General features: G+C 30.3%; 13 protein-coding genes. 4 read left to right on the top strand and 9 right to left on the bottom strand.

The genetic code is table 11. From position 1 onward, the window contains the following. Positions 1–161: 161 nt before the first annotated feature. The 3 genes from CVOLT_RS02285 to CVOLT_RS02275 are packed head-to-tail and all read right to left on the bottom strand — an operon-like array spanning position 162 to position 2790. On the bottom strand, positions 162–848 hold the full coding sequence (locus CVOLT_RS02285) for a methyltransferase domain-containing protein (protein ID WP_039665263.1): 687 nt from the start codon (positions 846–848) through the stop codon (positions 162–164). 43 nt (positions 849–891) lie between these two features. After that, positions 892–1566 (bottom strand): molybdate ABC transporter permease subunit, encoded by a 675-nt coding sequence (modB, locus tag CVOLT_RS02280; protein WP_132038079.1) that lies wholly within the window; start codon positions 1564–1566, stop codon positions 892–894. A gap of 18 nt (positions 1567–1584) precedes the next feature. Then, positions 1585–2790, bottom strand: coding sequence for a saccharopine dehydrogenase family protein (locus tag CVOLT_RS02275; protein ID WP_039665261.1), 1206 nt, complete (start codon positions 2788–2790; stop codon positions 1585–1587). 140 nt (positions 2791–2930) lie between these two features. Between CVOLT_RS02275 and putP the strand changes: the two genes are divergently transcribed. The 4 genes from putP (at position 2931) to CVOLT_RS02255 (ending at position 7430) form a co-directional block, all read left to right on the top strand. Further along, positions 2931–4409, top strand: a complete 1479-nt coding sequence (putP, locus tag CVOLT_RS02270; protein WP_039665260.1) for a sodium/proline symporter PutP — start codon at positions 2931–2933, stop codon at positions 4407–4409. After that, a complete protein-coding gene (locus tag CVOLT_RS02265; protein ID WP_039665259.1) occupies positions 4409–5377 on the top strand; it encodes a putative transporter in 969 nt (322 codons plus the stop codon). The genes putP and CVOLT_RS02265 overlap by 1 nt, the downstream gene beginning before the upstream one ends. A 127-nt stretch (positions 5378–5504) precedes the next feature. Continuing rightward, positions 5505–6875, top strand: coding sequence for a hemolysin family protein (locus CVOLT_RS02260; protein WP_039665258.1), 1371 nt, complete (start codon positions 5505–5507; stop codon positions 6873–6875). A gap of 51 nt (positions 6876–6926) precedes the next feature. Continuing rightward, positions 6927–7430, top strand: a complete 504-nt coding sequence (locus CVOLT_RS02255) for a heme oxygenase, HugZ family (protein ID WP_052243156.1) — start codon at positions 6927–6929, stop codon at positions 7428–7430. A 25-nt stretch (positions 7431–7455) separates the two neighbouring features. Here the strand turns inward: CVOLT_RS02255 and fusA are convergent, their stop codons facing one another. From fusA to rpoB, 6 genes are all read right to left on the bottom strand, one after another. Further along, complete coding sequence (gene fusA, locus CVOLT_RS02250) at positions 7456–9531, bottom strand: elongation factor G (RefSeq protein ID WP_039665257.1); 2076 nt, start codon at positions 9529–9531, stop codon at positions 7456–7458. A gap of 15 nt (positions 9532–9546) precedes the next feature. After that, on the bottom strand, positions 9547–10017 hold the full coding sequence (gene rpsG, locus CVOLT_RS02245) for a 30S ribosomal protein S7 (protein ID WP_012661188.1): 471 nt from the start codon (positions 10015–10017) through the stop codon (positions 9547–9549). 68 nt (positions 10018–10085) lie between these two features. Continuing rightward, positions 10086–10469, bottom strand: coding sequence for a 30S ribosomal protein S12 (gene rpsL, locus CVOLT_RS02240; RefSeq protein WP_012661187.1), 384 nt, complete (start codon positions 10467–10469; stop codon positions 10086–10088). A gap of 62 nt (positions 10470–10531) precedes the next feature. Beyond that, positions 10532–11164: a chloramphenicol acetyltransferase gene (locus CVOLT_RS02235; protein ID WP_039665255.1), complete on the bottom strand. Its 633-nt coding sequence runs from the start codon at positions 11162–11164 to the stop codon at positions 10532–10534. A gap of 43 nt (positions 11165–11207) precedes the next feature. Then, complete coding sequence (rpoC, locus tag CVOLT_RS02230) at positions 11208–15761, bottom strand: DNA-directed RNA polymerase subunit beta' (protein WP_039665254.1); 4554 nt, start codon at positions 15759–15761, stop codon at positions 11208–11210. Beyond that, on the bottom strand, positions 15754–19887 hold the full coding sequence (rpoB, locus tag CVOLT_RS02225; protein WP_039665253.1) for a DNA-directed RNA polymerase subunit beta: 4134 nt from the start codon (positions 19885–19887) through the stop codon (positions 15754–15756). Before rpoB ends, rpoC begins: the two co-directional genes overlap by 8 nt. Positions 19888–19895: the final 8 nt, after the last annotated feature.

Raw genomic sequence — 19895 nt, 5'->3', positions numbered from 1 at the left:
GAAAGTGGAAATGGTGGAAGGGATTGAGAGAGAAAGAAAAAGAAAGGGGGATGGGGAGGTAGAAAATGGTATAAATTTATTTTAAAAATAAAAATTTGTTTTTTGCAAGAGGTTGTGGTGTGTATATAAATTTATTTTTATATACACATATAGTAAAGAAATTATTTTTGTCCTATATAAATAAAATGTTGGACACTACCTTCAAAATTATAAAGATTGATGAGTTCGTAATCTCCCCAAAATAATGGCTTAAATGGTTTAAATTTTTCTTTTAATTCTTCAATGTTATTTGTAAAATTAATATAAGTTGATTCTCCATTAATTCTTGGGCTAGACTTTACCTCCATCAGGCCATTTTCGCTAACATTTCCTGTGGTAAATTCTTGGTATGCTTTTGAAGTTATCATGGTTGCAAATATTATAGCTTTATCATTGCACAATTGATAAAATTCATCTATAGTTTGTTTAAAACTTTCATTTGGAAGATAATATAAACTTTGATTTGCAAAAATAAAATCCATTTTAACATTAAACAGATCTTTAAAGCTAGAATTTGGAGTAATTACATGAAAATTTTCTGTAATTAATTTTGGATCATTTTTCCAAGTATTTTCTAAACTAGGAACTATATCTAAACCATATGCTTTAATACCCCCCCCTGTTATATCTTGAAAATATTTAGAATGAACACCATTTCCACATCCAAAATCAAGCAAATTTCCACTCGTTTTATTTAACTTGTACTTTAAAATTCTTTCATAAAATCTAATAACATGTCCATCAGGATATTGCAATCCATACCCTTCATTGTCATATTTTTTTGTATATCCAGATAATGAATTATCCATTATTTCTCCTTTAAATTTTGATTTGCAATTATACAATAATTGATTATATTTTTTTCTTTTTAAAAAAATTTACACAAAATAAAACTACAAAACTAAAAATCAATAAAATCAAACTATATATATGTGCGGTTGTAAAATCTAAATTTTCCATACTTTCATAAATAGCTATACTTGCTACTTTAGTTTCACCGCTTAATGAACCTCCTATCATTAACACTATGCCAAATTCGCCCATAGTATGAGCAAAAGTGATAACCAAAGCACTCATTATAGCTGGTTTTATACTTGGTAAAATCACTTTAAAAAGAGTCTCTAAAGCACTTTTTCCTAAAGAATAACTTGCTTCTATAATATTTTTTGGAAGAGCTAACATAGCTGAATATAAAGGATTAAACATAAAAGGTAAAGAATAAATACAACTAGCGATCACTAATCCTTCAAAAGTAAAAGCCAAAGATATATTAAAATTTTTCTCTAAAAATTCTCCTACTATGGAATATTTTGAAAATAAAATTAAAAGATAAAAACCTATGACAGATGGTGGTAAAACTAAAGGTAAAGATATAAGTGTTTCTAAAAAATTTTTGAATTTAAATTTTTTAAAAGCAAAAAACCAAGCAAGAAAAATACAAAATAAAAATAAAACCACACAAGTAATAAAAGATAATTTAATGGAAACCAAAAAAGGTTCCCAATCTATACTTTCTAAATTTTTCAACACTTTTTAGACTTTATTTTACTTTCCTAAATTTGGCTCCATTTCTATTATTTTCCATGGAAGTCCTTGAGTATTTAGCTCATCCATAAAAGCTTTAGCGTTAAATTCTTCCATATTAAATACGCCTTGTCCGCTCCAAATTCCTTTAGCTATAAGCTTTGCTCCTATCATTGCAGGAACTCCAGTAGTATAACTTACAGCTTGTGCACCTGTTTCTTTAAAACATTCTTCGTGATTGCAAACATTATAAATATAAATTTGTTTATCTTTGCCATCTTTAACGCCTCTTATAACACACCCTATGTTTGTATATCCTTTTGTTCTAGGACCTAAGCTAGCAGGATCAGGAAGCAAAGTCTTTAAAAATTCTATAGGAATTATTTCTACACCTTTGTGCATTATAGGTTTAATGCCAAGCATCCCAACATTTTCTAAACATTTCATATGAGTTAAATAACTTTGTCCAAAAGTCATAAAAAATCTTATTCTTTTTAAGCCTTTTATATTTTTTACTAAGCTTTCTAATTCTTCATGATAAAGCAAATAACTATCTTTTACTCCAACCTCTGGATAATCCCATTCCATTTTGATTTCCATAGGTTTTGTTTCTATCCATTTTCCATTTTCCCAGTATCTTCCATTTGCAGATACTTCTCTTAAATTTATTTCAGGATTGAAATTTGTAGCAAAAGCATAACCATGATCTCCTGCATTGCAATCTAATATATCTATATAATGAATTTCATCAAATAAATTTTGTTGTGCATAAGCACAAAATACATTAGTTACACCAGGATCAAAACCACTTCCTAAAAGCCCTAAAATTCCAGCTTCTTTAAATTTTTCATTTCTTGCCCATTGTTCTTTATATTCAAATTTTGCTAAATCAGGATGTTCATAATTTGCTGTATCTACATAATGAATTTTTGCTTTTATGCAAGCATCCATCAAGCTTAAATCTTGATAAGGTAAAGCTACATTTAGTAAAATTTGAGCACCAGTTTTTTTAATGAGTTCTACTACAGCTTCACTATCATCAGCATCAATTTGCGCAGTTTGAATTTCCACTCCCAAGCGTTCTTTTATAAATTTAGCTATTTCATCACATTTGCTTTTTGTTCTACTTGCTAAAGTTATTTTGCTAAATACTTCTGAATTCATAGCGCATTTTACAGTAGCTACTCTACTTACCCCACCAGCTCCTATTATTAAAAGATTTTTCATTTTTTATCCTCTAAAAATTTTAAATTATTGTAACAAAAAAACTTTTTATATTATTTTATAACAAAATAAAATCTAATATTATAATATATTATTAATATAAAATTAGTAAAATAATTACTTTAAATTTTATAAGGCTAGTTATGAATTTACAAAATGTTACATTTTCTCTACCTATTATTACAACTTTTGTTACTTATGCTTTTTTAATGCTTTTTATTGGGTTTTATTTTTATAAAAAAAATAAAAATAGTAAAGATTATTTTTTAGGCAATGCGTCTATGGGTCCAGTTGTATCTGCACTTAGCGCAGGAGCTTCTGACATGAGTAGTTGGCTTTTGATGGCATTTCCTGGAGCTTTATATGCAGCTGGACTTGGACAAATTTACATCGCCATTGGTTTAACCTTTGGAATGTTTTTAAATTGGACATTTGTTGCTAAAAGATTAAAAATATTTTCTCAAATTGCAAAAGAATGCATCACTATACCTGATTTTTTTGAAACGCGTTTTTGTGATGATAAGCATATTTTAAGAACCATAGGCTCTATTGTAATTTTAATATTTTTTACTATTTATATTAGCGCTGGTTTGGTTAGTGGCGCAAAATTATTTGAAAGCGTATTTGGCTTATCTTACATTTTAGCATTGAGTATAGGCTTTATAATTATCGTTCTTTATACATTTTTAGGAGGATACAAAGCAGTTTGCTGGACTGATATGCTCCAAGGATTATTAATGATGGGATCTTTAATCGCAATTCCTTTAGTGATGATTTATGAGCTAGGGGGCTTTGGGGAGGCTTTTTCTACCATAAACGAAATTAAACCGCAAGCTTTTGGCTTAGATGGTGGAGGATGGATTGTTGTTATTTCAACTCTTGCATGGGGTCTTGGATATTTTGGACAACCACATATTTTAATAAGATTTATTTCCATTAAAAATATAAAAGAAATTCCAACTGCTACTTTTATAGGGATAAGCTGGATGGTTGTATCTTTATTTGGTGCTGCAATGATAGGATTTTTAGGAATAGCTTATATTTATAAATTTGATCTTAGCCTAGATGATCCTGAAAGAATTTTTATAGTAATGTCGCAAATTCTTTTCAACCCTTGGGTTGCTGGAATTTTACTCTCTGCAATCTTAGCAGCTATCATGAGCACTGCAAGCTCTCAACTTTTAGTATGTGCTTCTAGTTTGGTACAAGATTTTTACACTCAAATTTTAAAGAAAAAAACAAGCGATTTAAAAATCACATTTTTATCTCGCTTTGGTGTTTTGATTGTCGCTATAATGGCTTTTTTGCTTTCTTTAGACACTCAAAGTCAAATTTTAAGTATAGTTTCATATGCTTGGGCTGGATTTGGTGCTAGTTTTGGAAGCGTGATACTTTTTTCCTTATTTTATAAAAATATGAGCAAAGAAGGCGCTATGGCTGGTATGATAAGTGGTGCATTAACTGTTATAATGTATAAACATTTTGGTGTGTATTTTTTAGAAATTTATGAAATCATCCCTGGATTTTTAGTAGCAAGTATTTGTATTATTATATTTAGCTGGATTTTTAAAGCACATGAAAATACACTCAGACACTATGAAAAAATGCAAAAAGAGTTGTAATGTTTAAATCGTTTTTCGCATCAAAACAATGGGCTTTATGGGCATATTTAGGCTTATTTTTTCTGCTTGGATCTTTATTAGCTCAAACATCTATTAATGTAGCTATTAATGAATGGTATAAAGATTTTTATGATGTTTTGCAAAATGCTAAAGATCACAACATTAATGATTTTTATCATTTTATAAAGCAATTTTTATATTTAGCCTTGCCTTATGTTTTAATAGCTACTATTACACAATATTTTGGAAGCATTTATGCCTTTAAATGGCGTGAAGCTATGACTTTTGATTATATTAAATTTTGGCAAAAAAAAGATGATAATATAGAAGGTAGCTCACAAAGAATTCAAGAAGATATTTATAATTTTTCAAAAATTATCGAAAGCTTAGGACTTGCTTTTGTAAAAGCTTTAATGACTTTAATTGCTTTTATACCAATATTATGGATGCTTAGCGAGCATGTAAATTTGCCTATTTTAAAAGATATTAAAGGCTCTTTGGTATGGATAGCATTTTTGGTTTCTTTAGGAGGATTGGTTATATCTTGGTTTGTAGGTATTAAACTTCCAGGACTTGAATATAATAACCAAAAAGCAGAAGCAGCATTTAGAAAAGAACTTGTATATGCTGAAGATGATAGAAAAAATTACGCAAACGATGAAAGCATCGTAAGCCTTTTTACAGGACTTAAAATAAATTATAAAAGATTGTTTTTACACTATGGATATTTTAATATATGGCTTTATTTATTTGAACAAATTATGGTTATAGTGCCTTTTTTGATTATGGCTCCAAGCTTGTTTTTAGGAGTTATACAACTTGGCATCATTATACAAGTTGGCAATGCTTTTGATCAAGTAAGAAGTTCTTTTAGTATTTTTATAACAAATTGGACAACTATCACTCAACTACGCAGTATTTACAAGCGTTTAGATGAATTTGAAAAAAATATTGAGTATAGAAAATAATTTTTTATTTTTAAAATATAAAATGCTATAAATTTATAAAAATTCAATTTAATGAAAATAATTTTAAGCTAAAATTTTACTTTTTATTGTGTATAATTAAACATTTTATTTTAAATAAGGAGTTTTATTGGACCCCAGTCAATATTTAGACTTAAATCAAACTTTACCTGCAGTTGCCTCGCTTGATGTAGGCTATTCTACTTTTATGATTATTGTTGCATTAGTTTTAGTGCTTTTAAATGGCTTTTTTGTTCTTTCTGAATTTAGCATTGTAAAAGTAAGAAGATCAAAACTTGAAGAAATGATCAAAGAAAAAAAACCAAATGCAAAAAAAGCTTTAGATGTCACTTCTAAACTTGATACTTATCTTAGTGCTTGTCAATTAGGTATTACCTTAAGCTCACTTGCTCTTGGGTGGATAGGCGAACCTGCTATTGCTAAAATTCTTGAAGTGCCACTAACAAATTTAGGACTCGCTCCAGCATTGGTTCATACTATAGCCTTTATCATAGCATTTGCGACAATAACTTTACTTCATGTAGTTTTAGGAGAATTAGTTCCAAAAAGTATAGCCATAACCATAGCTGATAAAGTTGTTTTATGGATAGCTAGACCTTTGCATTTATTTTGGTTGCTTTTTTTACCTTTCATTAAAACCTTTGATTTTTTAGCAGCAATTTCTCTAAAAATTATAGGTATAAAACCTGTAAAAGAGCATGAATTAACTCACTCTGAAGAAGAAATTAAATTTATAGCTAGTGAAAGTCAAAAAGGGGGAATTTTAGATGAATTTGAAACCGAAATCATACGCAATGCAGTTGATTTTTCAGATACCGTTGCAAAAGAAATCATGACTCCAAGAAAAGATATGATTTGTCTTAATAAACAAAAAAGTTATGAAGAAAATATGCAAGTAGTTTCAAAACATAAACATACTCGTTTTCCTTATATAGATGGTTCTAAAGATGTCATTTTAGGTATGGTACACATTAGAGATATCATGCAAAATGAATTTAATGGACGCAAAAAAAATCTTGATGATTTTTTAATTAAAATGATACTAGTTCCAGAAAATATCAGCATTTCAAAAATTTTATTTATGATGAATAAAGAGCAAGTTCATACTGCATTAGTCGTAGATGAATATGGCGGAACTGCTGGAATTTTGACTATGGAAGATATTATGGAAGAAATTATTGGCGATATCAATGATGAACATGATGATTCTAGTCCAAATTATAAAAAACTAGCAGAAAATATTTATGAATTTCAAGGTCGTTATGAAATTAGCGGTGTTGAAGAACTTCTAGATATTAATTTTAATGAAGAATTAGAACAAGTAACAATAGGTGGCTATGTATTTAATCTTCTTGGTAGATTACCAGTAGTTGGCGATAAAATAGATGATGAATTTTGTCACTATGAAGTTAAAAAAATGGATGGCAATAGCATAGCACGCATTAAAGTTGTACGCAAAAATAATATAGATGAAGAATAATTCTTCATCTATAAAAAATCTCTAAAATCTACTTTTATTTAAGGTTTATCAATGAAAACTAACATAATTAAAGAAGAAATAACAAATTTTATAAAAGATTGCAAGAGTATTTATATTGCTTCTATTAATTTAAAAAATGAATCTGTATGTTCTTATACTCCAATTATCCATATCAATGATGAATTTTTTATTTATATTAGTGAGATTGCTGAACATTACGAAGGGATTAAACATAATAACAATAATATAGAAATAATGTTCATAGAAGATGAAAAATACTCATCTAATATTTATGCTAGAAAAAGAGTTAAATTTAAAACAAATGCACAAGAAATTCATAGAGAAGATGAAAAATTTAATTTCATTTTTGAAAATTTCATAAAACAAAATCCTCAAGATGAGACTATTAAAATCATTAAAAATATGCAAGATTTTCATTTATTTCAACTGATTTTTAAAAAAGGAAGATTTGTAAAAGGTTTTGGACAAGCTTATGATATAAATGAAGATAATATCATTTTAGCAAATTCAAAAGAACATAAAAATCCAAGATGAAAATTTTCATCTTGGAATAAATAGATTATCCATTTCTTTTTTTGATAATCTCTTCTGAAACATTTTTTGGAACTTCATCATAGTGATCAAATTCCATAGAATAAGTAGCTCTACCTTGAGTTTGACTTCTAAGATCAGTTGAATATCCAAACATCTCAGCTAATGGACAAAACGCTGTGATGATTTTATTACCACCTCTTTCATCCATAGAATTTACTTGACCACGGCGTTTGTTTAAATCACCGATTACATCCCCCATATACTCTTCAGGAGTTTCAACTTCAACTTTCATCATAGGTTCTAATATCACAGCACCAGCTTTTCTAGCACCTTCTTTAAATCCCATAGAAGCAGCAAGTTTAAATGCCATTTCAGAAGAATCAACCTCATGATAAGATCCATCATAAACAGTTACTTTTACATCTTCAACTGGATACCCAGCTAAAACACCATTTTGTAAAGCTTCTTGTATACCTTTATCAACAGCTGGTATGTATTCTTTTGGTATAACACCACCTTTAATATCATTTACAAATTCATATCCACTACCTGGCTCAAGTGGTTCAAGTCTTAAGAATACATGACCATATTGACCTCTACCGCCTGATTGTTTAGCGTATTTGTATTCTTGTTCAACTGTTTTTCTAATAGTTTCACGATAAGCAACCTGAGGTTGTCCAACTTCAGCTTCGACTTTAAATTCTCTAAGCATACGATCAACAATGATTTCTAGGTGAAGCTCACCCATACCTGAAATGATAGTTTGACCACTTTCTTCATCAGTAGAAACTCTAAAGCTAGGATCTTCTTGTGCTAATTTATTTAGAGCAATAGACATTTTTTCTTGATCAGCTTTTGTTTTTGGCTCAACCGCAACAGAAATAACAGGATCTGGAAAATCCATTCTTTCTAAGATAACTTTATCTTTTTCACTAGCTAAAGTATCACCTGTTAAAGTATCTTTTAAACCAACTACAGCTCCAATTTCTCCAGCATATAAAGTTTTAATTTCTTCTCTTTTGTTAGAGTGCATTTTTAAAAGACGGCCAATTCTTTCTTTTTTATCTTTTGTAGAATTATACGCATAAGAACCACTTTCTAAGCTTCCTCTATAAACACGCACGAAAGTTAATTGTCCAACAAAAGGATCTGTCATAATCTTAAACGCAAGTCCTGCAAATTCTCCATCATCGGTTGATTTTACAGAAACTTCTGTACCATCTTCATATTCACCTTTGATGTTTGCAACTTCATCAGGAGCTGGCAAATAAGCCACAACAGCATCAAGTAAAGGTTGAACACCTTTATTTTTAAATGCTGTTCCACAAAGCATAGGAACTATACTTAAATTTAAACAACCTGCTTTAATACCTGCTTTAATTTCTTCTTGAGTTAATTCTTCTCCACCTAAATATTTTTCCATCAATTCATCAGATGTTTCCGAAACAGCTTCAACCATTTTAACACGATACTCTTGAGCTTTTTCTTGTAATTCAGCTGGAATTTCTTTTTCTACATAGTCAGTTGGTTTAGTATCATCTTCCCAAACTAAAGCTTTCATAGTAACTAAATCTATAACACCTTTAAATTCGTCTTCAGCGCCTATTGGAATTTGAATTGGAACAGGATTAGCCTTTAATCTATTTTTAATTTGATCTTCAACATTGTAAAAATTTGCTCCGATTCTATCCATTTTATTAACAAATACTATTCTAGGAACACCATATTTATTTGCTTGTCTCCAAACGGTTTCGCTTTGAGGTTGAACACCACCAACAGAACAAAATACAGCTACAGCACCATCTAAAACACGCATAGATCTTTCAACTTCAATTGTAAAATCAACGTGGCCTGGAGTGTCTATAAGATTTATTTGATGATCTTTCCAAAAACAAGTTGTAGCAGCAGAAGTAATAGTAATACCTCTTTCTTTCTCTTGCTCCATCCAGTCCATAGTAGCAGCACCATCATGAACTTCACCTATTTTATGACTCATACCAGTGAAAAATAAAATTCTTTCACTAGTAGTAGTTTTTCCTGCATCAATATGTGCTGCAATACCTATATTTCTAACTCTTTTTAAAGGAGTACTTCTTGACATACTTTCTTCTCCTTATTACCAACGATAGTGAGCAAATGCTTTATTTGCTTCAGCCATTTTATATGTATCTTCTTTTTTCTTAAATGAAGCACCTTTGCTATTTGCAGCATCTAATAACTCAGCTGCTAATTTTTCTATCATTGTTCTTTCGCTTCTTTTTCTAGCAAAAGATATAATCCATCTTATAGCTAAAGCTTGTTGTCTAGCCGGACGAACTTCAACTGGAACTTGATATGTAGCTCCACCAACACGGCGAGATTTAACTTCTAATAAAGGCTTTATATTTTCTATAGCATCATTAAAAATTTCAATACCTTTTTTTTCGCCACCTTTTTTATCAATAGCTTCTAAAGCACCATACATTATAGTAGTAGCTGTGCTTTTTTTACCATCATACATTAAAGAATTAATGAATTTTGTGATTACTTTATTTCCATAAATCGGATCAGGCAAGACTTCTCTTACCGGAGCTTTTCTTCTTCTCATAATTATTCCTTCAAATTTATAATTTTACTCAAACAAAATCAAATCTAACGGATTTGTCTGTATATTGATTACTTAGCAGCTGCTTTAGGGCGTTTAGCACCATACTTAGAACGAGAAACTGTTCTTTTTGCAACACCTGCAGTATCTAATGCACCACGAACGATGTGGTACTTAACACCTGGTAAGTCTTTTACCCTACCACCTCTTACTAAAACAATACTATGTTCTTGTAAGTTATGACCTTCACCACCAATATAACTAATAACCTCAAAGCCACTTGTAAGTCTTACTTTGGCAACTTTTCTTAACGCTGAGTTTGGTTTTTTAGGGGTTGTAGTATAAACCCTAGTGCAAACTCCCCTTCTTTGTGGGCAATTTTTAAGCGCTGGAGATTTAGATTTTTCTAAAACTTTTTTACGCTCTTTTCTAACCAATTGATTTATGGTTGGCACAGTAATTCCTTTCATTAATAAAATAATAAACTTTAGATATTATCTAAATTTTACTTATAAAATTATAAACTATCAAGCTCTTGTTGTAACTTATTTAAAAACACACTCACATGATAAGCATCATTAACTGCATGATTTACATTTATACTAAAAGGAATTAAAATATTATTGTTTTCTTTAATGATTTTACCGCTAGTAAAAATGGGAAAATAGTATTTATCTTTTTTAGGTAAGTGTAATGAAAAATTCTCAAAAGCTATCCAAGGAATAGCAGAAATATTAAAAGTATTATTGATGATATTTTTTATAAACATTTGTTTGTTATTTTCTAATAATCTTATATCCTCTTCATATAGATTTAAAAAATCTTTTAAATCTTTTTGATATGTAGTCCAAAGAACAGAAAAAGTTTTAGTATCTTTATGAAAAATTGTATAAGAAGGATGAATAATATCGTAACATATCAATTTTTCATTCTCATCCAAGCTTAACCTAAATTCTTCAAATTGATTTACACTTTTACTAATACAATAAATCCAACAAGGATAAAATTTTAAATTATTTTTACATATAAAAGAATAAAAAGAGGTGATATTTAATTTAACAGTAAGTTCAAAAGAACATGGAATATTTTGTGTATAAAACTCAAAATGCTCTTTTCTTTTATATTTATCTAAATTAACTTTTTTAAACATAAAAATTCCAAAAAAATCCTAGCAAAAATGCTAGGATAAAATACTAATTTTGCTGTTTAAGTTTTAAATTTTGCTCTCCATAAAGCCCAGTACCAACAGGTATCATACGACCTAAAATAACATTTTCTTTTAAGTCTTCTAAGTAATCAAATTTACCAGCAATACTAGCTTCTGTTAAAACTTTAGTTGTTTCTTGGAAAGAAGCAGCAGAGATCACACTATCGCTACCTATAGCTGCTCTTGTTACACCAAGTAAAACTGGCTCAGCTACAGCTGGTTCTCCACCATATTTTAAAATTCTCTCATTTTCTTCTCTGAATTTTCTTCTTGAAACCAAATCTCCAACTATAAAATTAGTATGACCACTATCTACTATTTTTACTTGTCTTAACATTTGAGAAACTATAATTTCAATATGTTTATCTGAAATTACAACACCCTGCCCACGATAAACTTGCTGAATTTCTGATATAAGATAATAATGCAACGCTTTTTCACCTAAAATTCTAAGTACATCATGGCTTGAAACAACACCATCGGTTAATTTCTCACCTGCATGGATAAATTCTCCATCTCTTACTTGAATGCGTCTTGATTTATCAATTAAATATTCTGCACTACTGCCATCTTCAGCTTGAATGATAATTCTTTCTTTAGATCTTAAAGGCTTGTCAAATCTTACAACACCATCTATCTCAGCGATAACCGCAGTATTTTTTGGTTTTCTTGCTTCAAATAATTCTGAAACTCTTGGAAGACCACCTGTAATATCTTTTGATTTTGTAGCAGCTTTTGGAGTCTTAGCTAAAATATCAGCTTGCTTAACTTTATCGCCATCATTTACATAAATAACAGTCTTAGGCTCTAATTGATAACGGATCATTTTTCCTTTATCTCCTAAAACTAAGATAGCAGGGCGCACTCCGCTTGGTAAATATTCATTTATCACTAAAGATCTCTTACCTGTTGCTTCATCAATTTGCTCATCAGCACTATAACCTGATTCTATATCTTCAAAGCTGATAGTTCCATTTATCTCAGCAATAACAGTATTATTATAAGCATCCCATTCAGCAATTACTACTTTATCTTCTTTGCTTGATTTAGCAATAATAGTCTTAGGATCACTAATCACTGAGCTATCATTAAATTCAATCACAGAATCTCTTGGTATATAATGTCTTTTTGCTTCACGATCATTTTCATCAGCAATTACAACAAATACACCTTTTTCTTTAACTATATCACCTTTTTTGAGGTTTTTAATTCTGTCTAAACCATCACCTTTAAGAATATAAAATTTCAAAGTTCCTTTTGCACCAGCAATGATATCTTGAGTTATTGGATCGCCATCATTTACAAGTAATTCACTTGCATATGGAATACGATTTGGTATGTTCCAACCTTCTTTGATGACTTCTACAATACTTTCATTTTCACCAACTTCATCTCCATTGTTATATGGAATATATAATTTTCCTTCAATATTTCCACTAACTCCAGCAAGCTCATTAGCTTTAGCTAGATCATATTTTCTTAAGATGAATTTTGATTCATTATTTTTATTTTTTATACTTACAATCACATCTTCATAAGCATACTCAACATTAATCACACCTTTAAAAGGCGCTTTAATTTTTGGTTCTACAAGTAAAACAGCAGCATTGCGGTGATTTGCAACGATAGTTTTACCTTGTCTATCTTTGTAAGTATTTAAATTATAAAATCTCACAAAACCTTCTTTATGAGCCACAACTTGACGATCTTGTAAATCAGTACTTGCTGTACCACCACTATGGAAAGTTCTAAGAGTAAGCTGAGTTCCAGGCTCTCCAATTGATTGAGCTGAGATAATACCTACTGCTTCACCTGGTTTTACAAGCTTTCCTTCGCCTAAGTTAATACCATAGCATTTTGAACAAACACCTTTTTTAGCTTTACAAGTGATAGGGGTTCTTATGCTTACACTTTTTACGCCACTTTCAACTATAATTTTTGCTTTTTCTTCATCTATCAAAGTGCCTTCAGAAAATAAAATTTCATTCGTAATAGAATCAATAATATTTTCAGCTAAAACTCTTCCTAAAATTCTCTCTTCTAAAGTTTCAATTACCACACCATCTGCTGTAATTTCATTGATTTCAACACCTTCATGTGCACCACAATCATCTATAGTAACTTTTACATTTTGAGCAACATCTATAAGTTTTCTTGTTAAATAACCCGCATTTGCTGTTTTTAAAGCAGTATCTGCCAAACCTTTTCTAGCACCATGAGTAGAAATAAAATACTCAAGAACATTAAGTCCTTCACGGAAATTTGAGATAATAGGCGTTTCTATAATAGAACCATCAGGTTTTGCCATCAAACCTCTCATAGCAGCTAGCTGAGAAATTTGAGCAGCAGAACCTCTAGCACCAGAATCAGCCATCATATAAATAGAATTAAATCCTTCTTTATCTTTTTTGATTAAATCCATCATATCTTTAGAAAGAATATTATTAGTACTTTTCCAAATATCAATGATTTTATTGTATCTTTCACCTGAAGTGATAAGTCCTAAATTATATGAATTTTGAATTTCTCTAACTTGTTTTTTTGCTTCATCAATATTTTTTTGTTTTTGCTCTGGCACGATTATATCTGCTATTGATATTGAAATACCTGCTTTTGTAGCATATTCAAACCCAAGATCTTTAAGCTTATCTAAAAAGCTTGCGCTAACTTCTAATCCGCCTACTTTATACACATAATCAACCAAAGCAGCAATGTCTTTTTTCTTCATAACTTTATTCCACATATTTTCTGGAACAAAATCAGGTAAGATAGATTTAATAATCAATCTACCAGCAGTTGTAGTAACTTTTCTACCATCAACGACACTCTTAATACTTGCATGTATATCTAAAGATTTAGCTTCTAAAGCTATCATTACTTCTTCTATACCAGTGCAAATTTTATGCTCACCTTTAGCACCATCTTTTTCTAAAGATAAATAATAAATTCCTAAAACCATATCTTGAGATGGAACAGTTACTGATCTACCACTAGCAGGTAATAATATATTCATAGAAGAAAGCATCAACACTTTACATTCAGCAATTGCTTCTTGAGATAAAGGCACATGAACAGCCATTTGATCACCATCAAAGTCAGCATTAAAAGCAGCACAAACTAAAGGATGAAGTTGTATGGCTTTACCTTCAACAAGTACTGGATGAAATGCTTGTATAGAAAGCTTATGAAGAGTTGGAGCACGATTAAGCATAACAGGGTGACCTTTAACTACCTCTTCTAAACACTCCCAAACTTCATTAGTTTTGTTTTCTATCATTTTTTTAGCTTGTTTTACAGTAGTTGCATAACCTTTTTCTTCAAGCTTTGCTAATAAATGTGGTTTAAATAATTCTAAAGCCATTTTTTTAGGAAGACCACATTGATCCATTCTAAGTTTTGGACCCACAACAATAACGCTACGACCTGAAAAATCCACCCTTTTACCTAAAAGATTTTGTCTAAAACGACCTTGTTTACCTTTTATAATCTCGCTTAAAGATTTCAATGGACGCTTGTTTGCACCTTTTACAGCATTTGCTCTTCTACCATTATCAAATAAAGCATCAACAGCCTCTTGAAGCATTCTTTTTTCGTTTCTTATAATGATTTCTGGCGCATCAAGCTCCATCAGCCTTTTTAAACGAGTATTTCTATTAATAACTCTTCTATATAAATCATTCACATCAGAAACTGCAAATTTTCCACCATCTAAAGCTACTAAAGGTCTTAAATCTGGTGGTAAAACTGGTAAATTTGTAATCATCATCCATTCAGGGCGATTTGGCACTACTTCATCACTATTTGTATTACTATTTAAATTACTATTTAAAAAATTCTCAACTACTTTTAAGCGTTTAATAATAGTTTTTTTCTTTGCTTCAGAATTAGTTGAAGCAATATCTTCTTTTAATTGATTTAAAAGCGCAACAAGATCCAAATTTGCTAGTAAATCTCTAACAACTTCTCCACCCATTCTAGCTTTAAAACCACTACTTTCATAGCGTTGCATTAAATTTAAATATTGTTCTTCATTTAAAACATCACAAAATTCAACTTTTTTAGAATTTTCATTATCATAGTATGCTTCACCTGGATTTTCAACTATATACGCTTCATAATACAATACGCGTTCTAAATCTTTCATCTTAACACCAAGTAAAGTTCCAATACGACTAGGTAAAGAATTTACATACCAAATATGAGCTACAGGAGTTACTAATTCAATATGCCCCATTCTAGAACGACGCACTTTTGAGCTTGTAACTTCTACACCACATTTTTCACATTTAATGCCCTTAAAACGCATTTTTTTATATTTACCACAAAGACACTCATAATCTCTAACAGGACCAAATATCTTTGCACAAAACAAACCATCTCTTTCAGGCTTTAAAGTTCTATAATTAATGGTTTCAGGTTTTTTTACTTCACCATAAGACCAAGATTTAATTTTTTCTGGACTTGCAAGTCTTAATTGAAAAGCTTCAAAGTCTCTTGGTCTGCCATCTTCTTTTATTTCGATAGGTTTAAATTTACTCATTATTCTCATCCTTATCAAAAATCTCAACATCTAAAGCAAGAGATTTTAATTCATTTGTAAGTACAAAGAATGTTTCTGGGATACCCGTAGCTGGAACATTCTCACCTTTTGTTAAAGCTTTATAAGCACTAAATCTACCTTCAACATCATCAGATTTTATTGTTAACATCTCTCTTAAAGTATGTGCAGCACCATAAGCTTCTAAAGCCCAAACTTCCATTTCACCAAATCTTTGCCCACCAAATAAAGCTTTACCACCAACAGGCTGTTGGGTAACAAGACTATAAGGCCCTGTGCTTCTTGCGTGAACTTTTTCATCTACTAAGTGATGAAGTTTTAACATATACATACATCCTACATGCACACGCTCTGCCATTTTTTCTCCAGTTCTTCCATCATAAAGCTCGCTTTTTCCATCCATAGCTATTTTTGCCATTTCAAAAAGCTTGCCAAATTCTTCAACAGTTACACCTTCAAAAACAGGAGTTGCAAATTTAACACCTTTAGTCCAATCTCTTGCATAGGCAATTAATTGATCATCATTTAAACTTTCTACAAATTTCTTTTCTAAAGTCAATCTTGACACGCTACAAATTTCAAGAATTTTTGTGCGCAATTGTTTAATAAAATCTTTTTGTTTTTTGTCAAATATTTCTTGAATTTGATCACCAAGTCTCATGCCAACTATACCTAAGTGGCTTTCAAGAATTTGGCCAATATTCATACGACTTGGAACACCCAAAGGGTTTAAAGCTATATCAATAGGTCTTCCATCAGGTAAATATGGCATATCAACTTCAGGAACGATATTTGAAACTATACCTTTATTTCCATGGCGTCCAGCCATTTTATCACCAACTTTGAGTTTTCTTTTGGTTGCTATATAAACTTTTACAAGCTTGACCACACCACTTGGTAAAATATCATCTTTTTCTAAAATTTCAAGTTTTTCATCATGTTCTGTTTTTAATTTTTTCTTTTCATTTTGGAAATGATTTTTTAATTCTTCGTATTCTTTTTGAACATCTTTAGAATATGCTTTTACCAAAGAATTTAGCGCAAAGCGATTAATTTTTTCAAGTTCTTTAATATCAACCTTTGCACCTTTTTTGTATTTTTTACCATTTATTTCTTCATCTGAATTTAAAGCAGACTTAGACAGTAAAGAACAAACTCTTAAAGTTTCTTCTCTATCCATCATTAAAAGTCTATCATGGTGCTCTTTTTCTAAATTTAACTTTTCTTCATCATAAGCTTTTATAGCTCTAGCATCTTTTTCGTAACCTTTTTTGGTAAAAATCTTCACATCAACAACAACACCCTCCATAGAAGCAGTTGCATATAAAGATTTATTTACCACATGGCCAGCTTTTTCACCAAAAATAGCTCTTAAAAGTCTTTCTTCTGGAGTTGGTTTCACCTCTCCTTTTGGAGAAACTTTACCTACTAAAATCATTCCTGGTTTAATATGTGTTCCTATTTTTGCTATACCACTTTCATCAAGATGAGCTAAATCATCTTCTTTAACATTTGGAATATCTTTGGTAATTTCTTCTACACCATCTTTTAATTCTCTAGCTTCAACTTCTTTTTCATAGATATGAACACTAGTAAAAGTATCTTCTCTTAGAATTTTTTCACTAATTACTATAGCATCTTCATAGTTATAACCATGCCAAGGCATAAAAGCAATCAGTGCATTTTTACCAATAGCAAGTTCACCTTGATCCATACTTGGACCATCTGCAATGATTTGTCCTGCTTGAACAAAATCACCTTTTTTTACTATAGGATGTTGGATAAAGGTTGTATTTTGATTGGTTCTTAAATTTTTCTCCATTTTATAATGATCTATAAAAGGTCCATTTTCATCTTCACCTAAAATAAATATATTTTTGTTATCCACTTTTTCAACTATACCTGCTCTTTTAGCTTTTATTGCTTCCCAAGCATCACGAGCTATGATTTTTTCCATACCTGTACCGACAATTGGAGCTTCAGCTCTTAAAAGCGGAACAGCTTGACGCTGCATGTTTGAACCCATCAAAGCTCTATTTGCATCATCGTGCTCTAAAAATGGAATCAAAGATGCTGCAACGCCCACAATCATACCAGAGCAAAGATCGATTAATTGCACTTCTTCTTTTCTAGCCAAAATTGTTTCGCCATCTTGTCTAGCTTCTACAAATTCTTCTACGATATTTCCTTTATTGTCTATCTTTGTAGAAGCTGCGGCTATAATCAACCCTTCTTCTTGAGTAGCCGTAAGATAAATAATTTCATTGCTAACTTTTCCATTTTCAACTTTTCTATAAGGTGCCTCAACAAAACCCAAATCATTTACCTTAGCATAAGTTGATAAAGTATTAATCAAACCAATATTTTGACCTTCTGGAGTTTCAACTGGACAAATTCTACCATAATGAGTTGCATGGACATCACGCACTTCAAATCCAGCTCTTTCTTTTACCAAACCTCCTTCTCCAAGTGCTGATAAACGGCGTTTATGAGTTACTTCACTCAAAGGATTGGTTTGATCCATAAATTGAGACAATTGCCCACCAGTGAAAAATTCCATAATAGTTACCGTTATAGTTTTAGGATTTATTAAATCATAAGGCATAACTTTATCGATATCAGTGTTTAAAGCAGTAAATTTATCTCTAATAGATTTTTGCATTTTAGCAAGACCAACATGCAATTCATTTGCTAAAAGCTCTCCAATAGATCTAATACGACGATTACCTAAATGATCTCTATCGTCTATATGACCTCTACCATTTTTAACTTTTATAAGATATTTTGCTGTTTTTACTATATCTTCATTAGTTAAAACCGTAACATACTCAGGTGTATCTAATCCTAATTTATGATTCATTTTCATACGACCAACTTTAGTCAAATCGTATCTTTCAGGATTAAAAAATAAATCATTTACAAAAGCTTTAGCAGCATCTTTTACCACAGGCTCACCAGGTCTCATAACCTTATAAATTCTAATTGCTGCTAAATCATTTTCATCATCAATATTTTCTGTTTGCTTTAATAATTTTAATGTTTCATTATCTTGGATAAATGAATTTATAATTGCAGCATCTACTCCATTTGCTAAGTCATTTGCAATATCAAATTGTTTTTCTTCTTTAATTTTGGCTAATTTTGCTTCATCAAGTAAAGTTAAAGAATCAAATAGCACCTCACCTGTTTCTTTATTAATAACTGGATTTGCTAAATATCTATTAGTTAAAATTTCAACTGGATACTCAACCCATTTTAGACCATCTTTAATAAGCTGTTCTGCTTTTTTCTTAGTCATTCTTTTGCCAGCTTGATGGATAATATTTCCTTTTTCATCTTTTAAATCATATTCAACTCTATCAAGGAAATCATTTGGATTAAATTGGGTTAAAAATTTATCTTTTTTAACATGTATAGTTTGAATAGGATAAAATAATTTTATAATATCTTGTTTTTTGTATCCAAGAGCTCTAAATAAAATCGTAATAGGCACTTTTCTTCTTTTATTAATACGCACATATAAAACATCTTTTGCATCGTATTCAAAATATAGCCAAGAACCACGATCTGGAATTATTTGAGCAGTATAAACTAATTTATTAGCTACAGTCGAGCTTTCTTCTTCTTTAAAGATAACACCTGGACTTCTGTGAAGTTGATTTACTACAACTCTTTCAACTCCATTAATAATGAAAGAAATTCTATCTGTCATTAAAGGAATTTCTCTAATATAAATTTCTTGTTCTTTAATATCTTTTATACCAATTTTTTCACCTGTCTTTTCATCTTTTTCATGCAAAGTAAGGCGTATTTTCATTTTCAAATTTACTGAATAAGTCAAGCCTCTTTCCATACATTCTCTAATAGTATATTTTGGCTTACCTACTTCACTACTAACATATTCTAAACTTAATCTATTTTGCGGATCATGGATTGGAAAAATTGATTTAAAAACTTTTTCAATTCCACTTTCAGAATTTTTTGCATCTACATTTAAAAAATAATCAAAACTCTTTTTTTGTAATTGTAATAAATTTGGAATGTCTATTTGCTGAGGAACATTCGAAAAGTCTATTCTTAAACGATTTCCTGATTGTGTATTTAACATTTTTATAC

The organism is Campylobacter volucris (assembly GCF_008245045.1).
GTDB classification, from domain to species: Bacteria; Campylobacterota; Campylobacteria; order Campylobacterales; family Campylobacteraceae; genus Campylobacter_D; species Campylobacter_D volucris.
This window is presented reverse-complemented; position numbering and strand designations above follow the sequence as displayed.